This window comes from Chamaesiphon sp. VAR_48_metabat_403 (assembly GCF_031422475.1).
Lineage (GTDB): Bacteria > Cyanobacteriota > Cyanobacteriia > Cyanobacteriales > Chamaesiphonaceae > Chamaesiphon.
In genome coordinates, this window is sequence record NZ_JANPLS010000405.1 from 19,004 (window position 1) to 33,673 (window position 14,670).

Here is a 14,670-nt window from a genome sequence, read left to right on the forward strand (position 1 = left end):
CCTCCGAATAAAAAAACCGACAAGACATTGCCCCTACTTTTTTGGTAGCGATCGAGCGACACGGTAAGATAAAGCTAATTTTTAATTCGCTTGCAAAAATATGTCACGTTCTTCTTGGTTTTTGACTGCGGCTTTGGTGGGGACGCAGGTGGTGTTGGTGCAGCCAGCGGTAATGGCAGCCAAGTCAGCAGCGGAAGTACAATCGAGTCTCCAGAGGAGAGGCTACGCCAACGCACGCGCAGTCACAGTCGAGATTAAATTACAGCAAGACAGTAGCGTCGGTTCGGGAATAATTATCGCGCGTTCTGGCGATCTCTACACGATCGCCACCAATCGGCATGTCGTCTGTGGAAAGGGCAGTCGCAAAAAAGTCCCAACGGGAGAGACTTACGAGCTGGGATTGGCAGATGGGCAAAAATATCGAGTTACAGCTAACAGCGTCAAACTTATCGGTACCGATCTCGATCTGGCGATCGTTCAGTTTCGGAGCAGTCGCAAATATCCAGTAGCGCAGCTAGGTACTGCTAGTGCGTTGAAAGTAGATGATGTGGTGTATACTGCTGGATTCCCGCTCGAACAGCCTGGATTTAGTTTCAATAAGGGGGAAGTAATTGCAGCAGTCGATAAAAGGATTACAGGCGATCGAGGCGGCTACAGTGTTGTTTATGATGCCTTTACCTTACCAGGAATGAGTGGTGGCGGTGTGTTCGATCGTAATGGTCAGTTAGTAGCTATTCACGGACAAGGAGAGCGATATAGCGGAAATACCGATCTCGATGATCGATCCAAGGTTGGCAGCAAAATCGGCTATAACCGAGGCATTCCCGTTCGTTGGCTGGTGCCAGATCTCGCAGGTGCAGGAATTAGCATCAGTGGAAATCGTTTGCCTTCTATCCTTGGAGCCGCTAAAGAACAAACACCAGTTGGTGCAGACGAATACTTTATTGCAGGTTTTAATAAATTTGTAGAGCCTGGTGAAGATGTCACTACTGGCAAACGCACAGCTATTCAGGAACTCAGTAAGGCGATTAGGATTAATCCTCGATATACGGTTGCTTACTTCGTCCGTGCCTACGTCTACGAACAACTTCAAGAGTTTCGGCAGTCTTTAATCGATTACAACCGCGCGATCGTTCTCAATCCTCAAGGTGCCGTAGCCTATAACAATCGTGGCAATCTAAAACAGAATAAATTAAATGATATTCAAGGTGCATTAGCCGATTTTAACCGCGCGATCGCCCTCGATCCTGAAAATGCGATAGTCTACGCCAATCGTGGCAATCTAAAAAATAACAAGTTGAATGACATCCAAAGTGCATTAGCTGATTACGATCGGGCAATTGCCCTCAACCCTCAAGATGCGGCATCTTACACCAATCGTGGCAATCTGAAAGGTGATAAATTGAATGACATCCAAGGTGCATTAGCCGATTACGACCGGGCAATTGCCCTCAATCCGCAATATGCGCTAGCTTACTACAATCGCGGTATTTTGAAAAATAACAAGTTGAATGACATCCAAGGTGCATTAGCTGATTACGATCGGGCAATTACCCTCAATCCTAAACATGCCGCATCATATATCAATCGTGGCAAGCTGAAACATGACAAGTTGAATGACAGCCAAGGTGCATTAGCCGATTTCGATCGGGCAATTACCCTCAATCCTCAATATGCCATAGCCTACAACAATCGTGGCGTTCTGAAAAAAGACAAGCTCAATGACAGTCAAGGTGCATTAGTCGATTTAGATCGAGCGATCGCTCTCAATCCTCAAGATGCTGATGCCTATTACAATCGAGGCAATCTGAAACAAAGCAAGTTGAATGACAGCCAAGGTGCATTAGCTGATTACAACCGCGCGGTCGTTCTCAATTCTCAATCTGCAAAAGCCTACGGCAATCGGGGCATTCTGAAACGTGACAAACTAAACGACAAAGCAGGAGCGATCCAAGATTTTCGGCAAGCAGCAAAGCTATTTCGCACACAAGGACAAACTCAGTATTTGCAAATGACACTCGATAATCTCCGACAGCTAGGTGCGACTGAACGATCTGGGGAATAGCTCTCTTGAGTGCGGGAACATTACTACAGGTCGAGTGCAAGTGTCTCTAACATCGACCCAATCGATCGTCTCATACTGTCGTTGTCATTACATCATGCTAAAATACCTGTATTGATGCTCTTGACAAAGACGATCCCAACCAGATGACAAACACAACGCCACGCAACACCCTAAACTTGCGAATCAAGCCAGAAGAGCGCGATCTTATCGATATGGCAGCTAGAATTAAAGGCAAAAATCGCACTGACTTTATCTTAGAAGCTGCCAGAAATGCTGCGGAAGAAACATTGTTAGAACGGACTATTTTTTTGGTGAGTCCAGCAGCATACACAGAATTTTTAGCGATTCTCGATGCACCGCCCCAACCTAACGATCGGTTGCGTAAAACGATGCAAACTCCAGCACCTTGGGACTAAATCATGAGTCTCACATCACCCGAATTGTTGAATAGTCAGCACTTATTAACCGATTTTGCTTGTGGTATCGATGCGCTAGATGATTGGTTGAAACGTCGAGCATTAGCAAATCAAACTAGCGGTGCATCCAGAACTTTTGTAACTTGTATCGACAATAAAGTTGTCGGTTATTATGCGCTGGCATCTGGGGGAATTAGTAGCGAAGCTGCATTAGGTAAATTTCGACGCAACATGCCCAATCCGATTCCTGTTGTAATTTTGGCACGATTGGCAATCGATCGTGCTTGTCAGGGACAAGGTTTAGGACGAGCGTTATTTCGGGATGCGGCATTACGGATCGATCGAGCAGCAGACACGATCGGTATTCGCGGTATTATCGTTCATGCTATTTCCGCAGAAGCTAAGAATTTTTATGTGGCTTTAGGGTTTGATGAATCCCCGATCGAACCAATGACATTAATGGTTACGCTAAACGATTTACGTGCCAGTATTGCCGACTAGTCGATCGCTTGGGTTCATACCAGTGCATCGACCCTCTAGTTACAGATGCTAAAATTAAATAGTAGTGACTATATTTTCCAGTCATGGCAGCCCTCACCCTCAATTTAAATTCGATCTCTAATCTCAGCCGCAGTCAATTTCGGCAGATTGCGATCGACAATCCAGACATGAAGCTGGAAAGAAATAAAGCAGGAAATTTAATTGTTATGGCTCCGACAGGCGGTGAAACCGGAAATTGGAATTCTGAGTTAAATCTAGAAATCGGGCTGTGGAATCGGACGAACGATATCGGGAAAACTTTCGATTCATCTACTGGCTTTGAACTACCAGCAGGCGGAGATCGATCTCCTGATGTAGCTTGGATTACCATTGATAAATGGGAAGCTCTAACCCCAGAAGAACGGCGAGGGTTTTTGCCATTATGTCCAGATTTTGTCATCGAGCTAATGTCGCGATCTGATTCTTGGGTACAAACTCAGGCGAAGATGGTGGAATATATGGAAAGCGGTTGTCGTTTGGGTTGGTTGCTAGATCCCAAGGGTAAACGCGCGGCTATTTATCGACAAGGAAAACCACCAGAACTCTTGACTGCGCCTGAGTCGCTATCGGGTGAAGATATCTTACCAGGATTCGTACTTGATGCTAGATTTTTGTGGAACTAGCTAAAATTTGAGTCGATCGATATTCGCGGTGCAATTTGGTTGCGGAAATTGCAATTAGCTGGTTGTAGTTAGCTAGATATGCGCGCATTATTCGATCGACATAAATTTATGACAACACCAATTTTTCGTTCGCTCTCAATTTCGACAGCGACAACTTTTGCATTACTATTTGGGATCGTTACTACCAGTTCGATCGGATATTCTACCCCCATTGCCACAGAAATCGCCAATCCCCAGCTAGGAAAACCCGTGCGAGTAGCATTAGGCTCTAAAGCTGTATTTAGTACCGATCGATTAGAAATTACGGTATCGAGCATTCGAGACAGTCGCTGTTCTAAGGATATCAATTGTTATTGGCCTGGTGAAGCTCTTGTGACGCTCAATTTGCAGCAAGCTGGCAAAAGTTTCGGCGATTTCAATCTCAGATTGGGAGTAGGCTCCGCCGATTACTTCGATCCTCGTAACATCAAAAAGGTGGGCGGATATTATGTTAGAGTCCTGGAGATCGATCCTTATCCTGGTAGTATCGAATCCAAAAAAATCGATCCAAAAGCTATTCAGACGGTAACTCTACAGGTGCAAAAAACACCTTTTAAACTCAAAGATTACAACCTAGATCCAAAACTGCAACCCCGTCCAAATGATAGTACGGACTTAGGAAATCGATTTAGTCTCTTGAATAACCAACTTTATGGTGTAGGTAATAGCACAGGTAACACACGTTATATTAAAGCAAATATTCGCTTTGAAACTCGTCCGGTTGCATATCGAGCGGATCTAGTTGAAATTTATCTAACTATCGAACCGAATAGTGCTCCAGAGCGAAATTACTTTATTATAACGAATGTCAAGTTAGGCACTCCACTCCAAATTGAGCACAGGCAGAATGGCTTTAAAGTGAGATTATTTAAAGTTTCAGCATTTACTGAAGATACTCGTTCTAAGCTCAATTATCCCAGTCCGATCGGCTATCGCGCTCTATTAAAAGTGGAGCGAATCGGGGAATAATACTTGTATAACGTTCTAAATAAAAGTTGGATCGATGGCTGTATTCGCCCTGACTATATCTGGTACTGAGATCGATCTAATTAATCAACGATAATTTTGGTTTTATTTAGCAACTTTTCGAGTCCATCGAGAATCAATTCCAGACCGAAATTGAAATCAGCAATACCATCATAATCTCCGTCGATGATGTGATGAGTCAGCCGATTCATATAAGGGTATTTATCCGCCGGGATGTTCGGAATATATTCCTGCGCTGCCTTCGCATATTCCGTAGTCTCGATTGGAAAGTTGAGCTGCTGTAGCGTAAATCCATAAATGTGACTATCGATCGCATTCCAGGCTCGATCGACCATCTCAAAGGAAAAGCCCGCTTCGCACAAACAACCCAGAGTCGCATCTATATACCGTAACATTGCTGGCCCGACATTAATCCGTGACACGATCGGCGTAGTCGCCCAGGGGTGACGCAACAACACCTCATGAGCAGAATTAGCCCGCCGTCGCATCGCCGTCTGCCAATCAACATCAAGATCGGGCACCTCAATCTCGCCAATGACAATATCCACAATGCCATCGAGCAAATCGTCTTTATTCGCCACATGGTTGTACAGCGACATCGCCTGAACGCCCAGTTCCTGGGCAATCTTCCGCATCGAGAGCGATTCCAGCCCGCTCTTGTCAGCTAGGTGAATCGCCGCGATTAAGATCCGTTCTCGACTTAACGGAAGCTGGGGCGTGGTATCTGACTTGCTCATCTTTCATTAGCTCGCTGTTTGCACATCTCATCTTGACAAACTTACACCATAAGTTATACTTACGGTGTAAGTCAAAGCTGTGCAGGCTAACAAACATGAAAGCGATCGTTCAGACTGAATATGGCTCACCAGATGTATTGAACCTACAAGAAGTTGACAAGCCCATCGTTACAGCTAATGGCGTGCTAGTGCGAGTTCGCGCCACCTCCATTAATGCTGGCGACTGGCATCTGATGCGCGGCGATCCATTCATCAGCCGCCTGATGTTTGGGGGCATCCTCAAGCCGAAAATCCAGATTCTCGGCATGGATATCGCGGGACAGGTTGAAGCTGTAGGTAAAGATGTCACCCAGTTTCAGGTAGGTGATGAGGTATATGGCGATCTGTCAGAATCTGGTTTCGGCGCGTTTGCTGAGTATGTCTGTGCGACAGAAGCGGCATTGGCGTTCAAGCCGACAAATATCTCATTCGAGCAAGCTGCAACCGTCCCCTGCGCTGCCTTGACTGCGCTCCAAGGGCTGCGGGACTGCGGACAGATAAAATCTGGTCAAAAGGTGTTAATCAATGGTGCATCGGGCGGCGTAGGGTCGTTTGCGGTGCAGATTGCCAAGGCATTTGGGGCGGAGGTGACGGCGGTATGCAGTACGAATAAGATGGAGATGATGAAAACGCTCGGTGCAGACAAAATCATCGATTACACTCAAACAGATGTCACCAAAAATGGGCAGCAGTACGACCTCATTCTCGATGCAGCCGCCTATCGATCGGTTTTTGACTATCGATCGATGTTAAAGCCCGATGGTATTTATGTTCTGATTGGTGGTTCCATTTCTCGACTGTTCCAAGTGCTGTTGTTCGGTTCGGTGATTTCGAGAATTATGGGGCGAAAATTAAAATGTTTGATGGCTAAACCCAATCGATCGGATCTGTTGATTTTGAAAGATTTAATTGAAGCTGAAAAAATTGTACCTTTTATCGTTGGCGAACTCGTGCAGAATCGAATTTACAATCTGAGTGATGTGCCAGAGGCAATTCGTCAACTCGAACAGCGACAGGTGCGGGGAAAAATTGCGATTAGTGTTTGGCGTGCAGCATAATCGCGGCAATGCACGTTATTTAATCCTCATTCCTAAATATTAATTGAGGCTAATTGAGATCGCAATGATGGCACTTGATAACCAAATTCGATCGCTTTACGAATGTCGAATGAAACATCCGCCGCACGCGGAGCAGACATTGCTAGATCTTGTTGCTTCATGGGCGATAATAATGCCGAATCGAAGTTAAATACTTCTGCCAATAGCAGTCCAAATTCATACCGAGAAATTCGTTCTTTACCGCCTAAATGAATTATGCCCGGAGCTAACTGTAAAGCTAGCAATAATCCATGTGCAGCAGTCATAGCACTAACTGGAGTCCGAAATTCATCGACAAACAACTGTAAACTGCGATCGGATTTTAACGATTCGATCCAAGGTTGAATAAAACTCATCGCGGTTGGTGGTGCGTTGCCAAACATCAACGGCATTCTACAAATTGTCGCGCGGGGATAAACAGCTAAAATCCCTCGCTCGGCTGCTACTTTTTGTTCGCCATAGGTATTAATCGGCGAGACGGGATCTGTCTCTTTATACGGCGGCTGGGTACCGTCAAATACTAAATCGGTAGAGGTGAAGACAAAGGGAATTTTTGCCTGGAAACAGACTCTGGCTAAGTTCTCTGTCGCAGTAACGTTGATGAGATAAGATTGGGCTGGATGCGTTTGACAAAAGTTGGGGCTAGAAGCTGCGGCGAGATGAATGACACCAACAGGTAAAATCCGCTCGATCTCGGCTGTAACTACATCGGCATTAGTGAGATCGATTTGATGTAAACTCACATCAGGAATTTCGATCGGATGTCGATCGTAGATTCCATGTACTTCCCAGTCAGCACGCGCAACTTGGCACAGATTCCAACCTAGAAAGCCACTTGCACCAGTAATTAATAATTTCTGCATTGTTAGGAAACAAGTCTGCCCCTGACGAGAGTGCTGCTGGAGAGATTAGCACTAAATGGGTACTATGAAGAGACGGACGAGCGTTAATGTAACCGCTCTAACTCTAATTTACCATAAATACCGATCCCCAATCCTCAATGTATACACCCAGACTGGGTTTGCCGCGATCGAACTGAGGTTCGGTTATTGCGATAGTACCGTCTAAGTTATAGTTTTGTACAATATTATTAAGAATAAATTATGAGTTTGATTGCGAAAAATTAAGATATTCAGGAAAAATGTAATTAAAATTAATTTTATCGGCTCATAATTATCATTATACGGATCGATCGAGTAAGAGGATACTTCAAAACGTGAGTCAGCAACAACTCGCCCAAATGCGGCAGTACAATCCACGCGTAATTGCTAGTTACTATAATAAACGTCCTTGGCTGGTAATCTGGCGGGCAATCGGTGTAGTCTGGTTGTTTGGCGGATTTATACTTGGTCTACTACTCGATCGATCGGTTGGTAATACCGAAGCCAATAAGTACCAACGCGCCGAGCAACTACGAGAGATTTTAACTCGTTTAGGCCCGACATTTATTAAAGTCGGACAATCGCTATCGACGCGCCCCGATTTAATCAGACAAGATTACTTGGATGAGCTGATTAAGCTACAAGATCAATTGCCAGCTTTCGACAACGAGTTGGCGATGCAGATTATTGAAACTCAGCTCAAAAAATCGGTTGAAGAGCTGTACAAAGAGATCTCACCGCGTCCAGTTGCTGCTGCTAGTTTGGGTCAAGTTTATAAGGCTAGGTTGTATAGCGGTGAAGATGTAGCCGTTAAAGTTCAACGCCCTAATTTACTGCCGACTATTACCCGCGATTTATATCTGTTAAGATGGGCGGCTACTTGGATTAAACCGTTCTTACCATTGAACTTAGGCGATAACCTAACGATCGTCGTCGATGAATTTGGTACCAAGTTATTTGAAGAAATCGATTATGAGAATGAAGGGCGGAATGCCGAGAAGTTTGCCGCCAACTTTCAAGACGATCCTGCTGTTAAAGTGCCCTCGATTTATTGGCGATATACCAGTCGCAACGTGCTGACATTAGAGTGGATCGATGGGATTAAATTAACCGATTTAGAAGGAATTAGAAGAGCTGGACTCGATCGCGATAAACTGATTAAAGCGTGTGTTTATGCTGGCTTGAGACAGTTGTTAGAATTTGGCTTCTTTCATGCCGATCCTCATCCTGGTAACTTATTTGCCCTCGCCGACGGGCGGATGGCATTTATCGACTTTGGCATGATGGATCAACTCACCCAAAGTACCAAAGAAACGATTGCCGGATCGATAGTACATGTAATTAATAAAGACTATCCCTCGCTCACCGATGACTTTGTGGAACTGGGTTTCCTCACACCAGATATCGATATTTCGCCAATTATCCCCGCCCTAGAGCGCGTATTAGATAATGCGATCGGCGAAAATGTTGGTAACTTTAACTTTAAAACAATTACCGATGAATTTTCGGAATTGATGTTTCAGTACCCCTTCCGCGTTCCCGCCCAATTTTCGCTGATCATTCGCTCCCTCGTCACCCAAGAAGGGATCGCACTCAGCCTCAATCCAGAATTTAAAATCGTCGAAATTGGCTATCCTTACGTCGCTCAAAGATTGCTCAATGGTGAAACACCAGAGATGCGCCGCCGATTGCTAGAAGTAGCGATCAAAGATGGTAAACTCCAGTGGAAACGGTTGGAAAGTATGATCGGGATTGCGCGTAGCGATAACAACTTCGATCTGCTTCCCACCGCACAATTAGGCTTTCAATTCCTATTGTCTGCCGAAGGTCGATCGATTCGCAACCAGATTATCATGGCACTAACCGAAGATAATCGCTTACATGTCAGTGAAGTTCAGCAATTATGGAATCTAGTTAAAGTAGAACTAGAACCAGCTAAACTAATTAACGTCGCGATCGGTGCCTTAGCAGATAGCGTCCCTAAAGCAATCGGGAATCTGTCTACCGCAGGTGTCAACTCACTGCTCGGTTCCCTGACAAATAGCAAATAATTATTGAAAATCTGGCGCGATCGCCGTGCCATCGTCAGGTTTTTTGCTAAGATTAACGATAGTCGCCATAGGGCATTGGGAGACTTTAAATGGGCGTGGAGGGCCGATAAGACTACTTTAGTAGCACGTTCCAGTGAAGCATCAAGGTATCGCCGCTCCTTTATCGGTCGGCGAGGTATGTCACTTAATTAAAATTGCTCTCATAAACCTAGATGGTGGATATATTCTGCCATCTAGGTTCGAGCTTTGAGGGTGTAAATAGGGTTTTTAATGTCAGATTTAGTTCTATTTTGGCATCGTCGGGACTTACGAGTTTCAGATAGCATCGGTTTAGCAGCAGCGTGCGAGACTGGTGCTAGAGTCATCGGCGTGTTTTGTTTCGATCGAGCCATTCTATCCCAGGCTGTGGCTCCAGCTAGAGTTGCTTATCTCATCGGCTGCTTAAAAATGCTGGCTGAAGATTATCGCCAAGCCAGGAGCGAGTTACTATTTATCGATGGAGATCCGATCTCCAAAATACCGCAGCTAGCCAGCACCCTTAAAGCTACAGCAGTCCACTGGCACCTTGATGTCGAACCTTACTCCCAGACTCGCGACGAGCGCGTAACAGCCGCCTTAACAGCCCAAAATATTCAAGCGAATCCCCAGTGGGATCGACTCCTCCACGAACCGAATGCCATTCAAACTGGGAACAAACAGCCCTACAGCGTCTATACCCCCTTCTGGCGCAACTGGAATAGCCAGCCTAAACCCGCACCAGTTGAAGTCAAATTGCCCCCCAGCCAATTAACGCCCACCGAAAGACAAGCTCTGACGCTCGTACCGACGATCGATCTACCTACTGCCAAAGAGTTAGGATTTACCTGGGAGCAGCCCCTGGCCCAAGAGCCAGGTACCAGTGCCGCCGAGCAAGTACTCACAAAATTCTGCCACCGTGCGATCTCTGAATACGACGAACAACGCAACTATCCCGCCAACCCTGGCACATCGGAAATGAGTGCTGCGCTGGTATTTGGGACGATTGGTATTCGTAGTATATGGGCTGCTACAACTACCGCAATGGTAGAAGCCAGAAGCGATGAAGCCCGTGCGGGAATTACCACCTGGCAACAAGAACTCGCATGGCGAGAATTTTATCAGCAGGCGATGTATAACTTCCCCAGCCTAGCCCAGGGGCCTTACCGCGACCACTTTAAACACTTTCCTTGGAAAAACGACGAAACTCATTTTCAAGCCTGGTGTGAGGGCAGAACGGGCTATCCGATCGTCGATGCTGCCATGCGCCAACTCAAACAGACGGGGTGGATGCACAACCGATGTCGAATGATCGTCGCCAGTTTCCTGACGAAAGATTTGATTATTGACTGGCAATGGGGCGAAAAATACTTTATGGAACGCCTTATCGATGGCGATTTATCGGCAAATAATGGTGGCTGGCAATGGAGCGCGTCGAGTGGCATGGATCCCAAGCCTCTGAGGATTTTTAACCCGTATACTCAAGCTAAAAAATTCGATCCAGAAGGCGAATATATCCGCCAATGGGTGCCAGAATTAAAATCGATCGATACTAATGTTATTCTCAGTGGCAATATTTTACCCTTAACTCGCCATCAGGTTAAATATCCACTACCGATCGTAGACCATAGCGAGCAGCAAAGGTTATTCAAAGATTTATATGCCAGCGTTAAAGGTGCCATGTAGACTAAGAACGCTTAGAAACCTGTTTAGAATTATGCGACATCCACGACTTCTTCGAGAAGTCGGGGATGTGTTTTCTAGGCTAAAACTAAATCGATCGCAATTGAATGATTGCGATCGACTACTTCTAAAATAAGGATAGGTTTTGTCTCTACATGAGTTTAGATTAGAGGGTAATGCCTACCAAACTTATTGTCCAACACCGCGAGTTGTACCAAAAAAATCATTGATTACTGGAGCGGGCGCGGGTGCAGTCTGAGGGGCTGGATTATCGCGACGATTGTTGCGATCGATCTCAGCTTGAGTTAAACCTGTTTCTGCTGGTGCTGCTGGGGAAGAGTCACCCATCATACTCATCCCAACATTTAATAAATTACCCAAAAGTTGCCATCTTGCCTGCTGTTGAGCTTGCTTTTGAGCGTCGTATTCTTTCTTTCGAGCTGGAGAAAGACTTGCGTAATACGCACGTTCTTTCTCGATTGCTGCTGCTTTTTCCGCTTCGCGTTTCTGGGCTTCGGCAGCCATCGCCGCCTGCTTTTTGGCAGCTTCAGCCTGACGTGCCTCCGATTGAGCGCGACGTTCTGCTGCGGCTGCTTGTCTCGCCTCATAACCTTGACGGTATTCTTCCCTGTATTGAGTTTGACGTGCCTTGCGTTCTTCTTGTCTGGCTTCAGCAGCTTCGCGGTTTTCGGTTTGGCGGACTTTATTTGCAGCCTTTCTGGCTTCAGCTGCTGCACGGTTTTCTGCACGCTTGAGTTCGCGCTCTAGTGTGGTTAATCCGCCAGCTACTAGAGTACTTTTTCCGACACTAGATTCAACTGTACTGGATATCGATCGATCCAGAGCGAAACCTGGGGTAATGCTAACAAATGAAACAAGGGCGATGCTCGATAACCCGACAATTATTTTCATAGGAATGTATTCCTGACTACGAAAAGTACTTACAATCCCGTTTTTTATACGGTTTTACTATCTGTTACCCTTGCCAGATTGTACTTCAGATGTTGATAGATCGCAATTAATACATCGATCTCGTAACATAGCAATTTACTATCCCACAAAAGCACGCTCCCAGAACCAAATTAAACTCATTACAATTACACCACCAGAAATTAACCGCCGAATGGTTAAATCCCAAGGTAACTTGCGAAGATAAGACAAACAAACATAAGCAAATAGCACGATCGCAATTTGCCCCATTTCGATACCCGCACTGAAACTCAGTAGCGAGACTAATAAATTATCTCTAGGCAATTCTAACTCCCGTAAGACCGAAGAAAAGCCTAAGCCATGAATTAAACCAAACCCAAAAGCTAACTTCCATCTGCCTAAATCTGGTTCCTTCTTCCATAAATTTTCAGCCGCAATGTACGCGATCGATAGTGCAATGATAATCTCTACCCAGCGACTCGGTACAGAGACAATATTTAAGACTGCCAAAGATAAAGTAATCGAGTGAGAGAGACTAAATGCTGTAACTACTTTAATTAAGTAACTTAATTGTCCACCCAACATTATCAGGCTAATCAAGAATAAAATATGGTCGTAGCCCGTCCAGATATGTTCGACTCCCAATCCGATAAAACTAGTAATCTGTTGTAGAATTGGTGCATCGATGAGCGCAACATTTTTAGATGTTGGTGTTAACACTAAATTATCGAGTCGATCGCCATTAGCTACTTGTGCCAAACACCGCGCTGTATTTACCCCCGGTATGAATAAATCGTAATGTAATTGCAATTGGCTTATCGGCTGCGCCCAACGATATTGCAATAGTAGGTTGCTATGAGTATCGGGGGTGGCGATTAAGTTCGATGGTAGCTTTTTACCAATTGCAGATTTAATAATTAGAGTTTCACTTTGTTCTCGTGCTGCTGTCAGTTGAACTTTTTCGTTGAAAAATGTCTGAAGATCTTTTTGGTGTTTGGTTATCTCGGCCTCTGACAATTGCTTGTTTTTATCATCATCAAACTGTTCGACTAAACCAGTTGGTATCGTTAGATTAATATTAACATCCTGCTGTTCGATTTTAATATCGGCTACTGCTAAATCTGCCCAATGTGCCTGAGTGGGTGTAGCAAGATTAAAACTCAGCCACAATCCGAGTAGCAAGGCGATCGAACTTCTGGCAAATTTGGAGATCTGAAAATTAGAATTTAGCATGTTTTTTGATTTAATTAAAGATTGTAATTAATCTTAAAAGTTTTTCATAGCTTGAAAGCGATCGTTTTTAAAAACTATCTGCCAGCGCACGGCAGGGTCGCCTTCACCGATCGTAATTACTTTGCCTTGACGCGGTAATTTAATCGTTACTCCCATTTCATTATTTGTCTTGAGTGTTTGCATCGGAAAAACTTGAGTGGTAATATCTTTCCAGTTACGATCGGGGTCTACAATTGCGATCGAATCGCCGACAGTACAAGCTGTATTAATTGCAATTAACGGACTGCCCTTAGTTCTTTTAAATATTGCCAACTCGTGCAAACAAGTATCGCCAGTAGTCCGTAGATAACCGTTATTAATATCGACGATCGTACCGCCGCGTTCTAAAAGTTGAGATCGTTCGGTTCGATTCATCTGTCTACCGCCAGTGGTCATTCTGACGTAACTAGCTGGTAGATTTAAGAAATAATCTTTAACAGTCTTACGTTCTTGTGCGATTGCCGATTGAGGCTCTAATAGACTGACAATGGAAAGTAACGCCAGAATAAATAGATACTTAAAATTGCTTTTCTGATTCATTATTAATTAATAGGTTGGAATCCCTGGGGTGTCAGGGTCATCCGATCGAGATCTAGTCCCATCCCTTTGGCTCCTTGAGAAATGGCAACTTTTACTTTTTCCATCAATGCGGGGTCGGATTTGGTATTGCCGATCGAAGTTGAAATAACGATCGCCTGAAGAATCATTGCTTCTGCCAGTTCTTGCTTTTGGGTATTAGTTGCAGATGTTAATTTAGGATTTAACAGTAAAGCATTTGCCGCCTGATTTCGGACAGCAATCATTTGCGATCTGGGCAAATCTTCATTTCGACCGCGCGAACCGAGCCACGCACTAGTCCAATAAACGGCGTAAGCATCGGCAACATTATTCGATTTTAAGCCAACGGCTGCCATGCCTTTATCAATTTGTGCCATTACAGCAGTTCCAGAAGGTGTCTGGGCGGTTTGTCCGGCTCCTGGCGAATTATTAGCACTCAATTTTGCAAAGAAACGGGAAAGATTTTGCTGGCGGAGTTTAATAGATGGTTTGAATTCTAGACTAGCTAATTTTTTGACTGCTAGTATAGATGTTGTACTGGGTTTAGAATTATTGCGATTAGGATTCGAGCTACTTCCCGAACGGCTATTCTCCAAGACTATTCTGTCAAAATTTGCACGATTAACGACATCTCTACCAATCGAAATAGCGGTATCTAGTGAAGGTACTGCCCAGCCACCACCATAATCTGAAGAATCTGCGATGATAATTTGTGGTGTTGCTTGCTCGATCGGGAC

The 14,670-nt window shown here is 44.8% G+C and carries 14 protein-coding genes; 8 read left to right on the forward strand and 6 right to left on the reverse strand.

Going from position 1 to position 14,670, the window contains the following annotated elements; translation table 11 throughout:
* Window positions 1–100 precede the first annotated feature (100 nt).
* From RMO79_RS19245 to RMO79_RS19265, 5 genes are all read left to right on the forward strand, one after another.
* On the forward strand, window positions 101–2,065 hold the full coding sequence (locus RMO79_RS19245; RefSeq protein WP_310484857.1) for a tetratricopeptide repeat protein: 1,965 nt from the start codon (window positions 101–103) through the stop codon (window positions 2,063–2,065).
* Window positions 2,066–2,208: 143 nt separating this feature from the next.
* A complete protein-coding gene (locus tag RMO79_RS19250) occupies window positions 2,209–2,481 on the forward strand; it encodes a DUF1778 domain-containing protein (RefSeq protein ID WP_310484858.1) in 273 nt (90 codons plus the stop codon).
* Between the two features lie 3 nt (window positions 2,482–2,484).
* Window positions 2,485–2,982 (forward strand): GNAT family N-acetyltransferase, encoded by a 498-nt coding sequence (locus RMO79_RS19255; protein ID WP_310484860.1) that lies wholly within the window; start codon window positions 2,485–2,487, stop codon window positions 2,980–2,982.
* A gap of 83 nt (window positions 2,983–3,065) precedes the next feature.
* Window positions 3,066–3,644, forward strand: a complete 579-nt coding sequence (locus RMO79_RS19260) for a Uma2 family endonuclease (RefSeq protein ID WP_310484861.1) — start codon at window positions 3,066–3,068, stop codon at window positions 3,642–3,644.
* Window positions 3,645–3,752: 108 nt separating this feature from the next.
* Window positions 3,753–4,652, forward strand: coding sequence for a hypothetical protein (locus tag RMO79_RS19265; protein ID WP_310484862.1), 900 nt, complete (start codon window positions 3,753–3,755; stop codon window positions 4,650–4,652).
* A gap of 80 nt (window positions 4,653–4,732) precedes the next feature.
* On the opposite strand, the gene RMO79_RS19270 is transcribed toward RMO79_RS19265, so the two are convergent.
* Window positions 4,733–5,407, reverse strand: coding sequence for a TetR/AcrR family transcriptional regulator C-terminal domain-containing protein (locus RMO79_RS19270; protein ID WP_310484864.1), 675 nt, complete (start codon window positions 5,405–5,407; stop codon window positions 4,733–4,735).
* A gap of 95 nt (window positions 5,408–5,502) precedes the next feature.
* On the opposite strand from RMO79_RS19270, the gene RMO79_RS19275 reads away from it, so the two are divergent.
* A complete protein-coding gene (locus tag RMO79_RS19275; protein WP_310484866.1) occupies window positions 5,503–6,504 on the forward strand; it encodes an NAD(P)-dependent alcohol dehydrogenase in 1,002 nt (333 codons plus the stop codon).
* Window positions 6,505–6,536: 32 nt separating this feature from the next.
* Here the strand turns inward: RMO79_RS19275 and RMO79_RS19280 are convergent, their stop codons facing one another.
* A complete protein-coding gene (locus RMO79_RS19280; RefSeq protein WP_310484867.1) occupies window positions 6,537–7,406 on the reverse strand; it encodes an NAD(P)-dependent oxidoreductase in 870 nt (289 codons plus the stop codon).
* A 353-nt stretch (window positions 7,407–7,759) separates the two neighbouring features.
* Between RMO79_RS19280 and RMO79_RS19285 the strand changes: the two genes are divergently transcribed.
* Window positions 7,760–9,475, forward strand: a complete 1,716-nt coding sequence (locus RMO79_RS19285; RefSeq protein ID WP_396136636.1) for an ABC1 kinase family protein — start codon at window positions 7,760–7,762, stop codon at window positions 9,473–9,475.
* 270 nt (window positions 9,476–9,745) lie between these two features.
* Window positions 9,746–11,176: an FAD-binding domain-containing protein gene (locus RMO79_RS19290; RefSeq protein WP_310484868.1), complete on the forward strand. Its 1,431-nt coding sequence runs from the start codon at window positions 9,746–9,748 to the stop codon at window positions 11,174–11,176.
* Between the two features lie 186 nt (window positions 11,177–11,362).
* On the opposite strand, the gene RMO79_RS19295 is transcribed toward RMO79_RS19290, so the two are convergent.
* The 4 genes from RMO79_RS19295 to RMO79_RS19310 form a co-directional block, all read right to left on the reverse strand.
* Window positions 11,363–12,085 carry a hypothetical protein gene (locus RMO79_RS19295; RefSeq protein ID WP_310484869.1) on the reverse strand — a complete coding sequence of 241 codons (723 nt, stop codon included), beginning with the start codon at window positions 12,083–12,085 and terminating at the stop codon, window positions 11,363–11,365.
* A 138-nt stretch (window positions 12,086–12,223) separates the two neighbouring features.
* Window positions 12,224–13,336 (reverse strand): HupE/UreJ family protein, encoded by a 1,113-nt coding sequence (locus RMO79_RS19300; RefSeq protein ID WP_310484870.1) that lies wholly within the window; start codon window positions 13,334–13,336, stop codon window positions 12,224–12,226.
* 33 nt (window positions 13,337–13,369) lie between these two features.
* Complete coding sequence (locus RMO79_RS19305) at window positions 13,370–13,915, reverse strand: hypothetical protein (protein ID WP_310484872.1); 546 nt, start codon at window positions 13,913–13,915, stop codon at window positions 13,370–13,372.
* A gap of 2 nt (window positions 13,916–13,917) precedes the next feature.
* The coding region (locus RMO79_RS19310) for a DUF6683 family protein (protein ID WP_310484873.1) at window positions 13,918–14,670 on the reverse strand (753 nt) is incomplete at its 5' end.